At 39.4% G+C, this 254-nt stretch carries 1 protein-coding gene; it reads left to right on the top strand.

Annotated elements, in window-relative coordinates; genetic code table 11:
* Positions 1–18 precede the first annotated feature (18 nt).
* A partial coding sequence (locus R2R70_RS21715; RefSeq protein WP_410979155.1) for a purine/pyrimidine permease occupies positions 19–254 on the top strand: 236 nt, incomplete at its 3' end.

Here is a 254-nt window from a genome sequence, read left to right as displayed (position 1 = left end):
ACAAGAACAACGAAAGGAATGGACGTTAAGAAGTTCCGAGTGATTAGCGGGGTCAATACAATCTTATCCTCCATTTTCTCTGTAGTTGGGGTTGTTCCCTATACAGTAGCATCAAGTTTTGTTCAGTTGACAGGTCAAAACCGTATGAAACCTTATTTTATTGCAAGTTTCTTAATAGCTTTCATCGCGTTCTTTCCTTCTATTTATACGTTTTTTGCCATGTTACCAGGACCCATTGCAAATGGTGCCATGCT

The organism is Cobetia sp. SIMBA_158, assembly GCF_046566945.1.
Taxonomy (GTDB): domain Bacteria; phylum Pseudomonadota; class Gammaproteobacteria; order Pseudomonadales; family Halomonadaceae; genus Cobetia; species Cobetia amphilecti.
The sequence above is the reverse complement of the archived record's forward strand: the minus strand, read 5'-3'. Positions and strand labels throughout refer to the sequence as shown.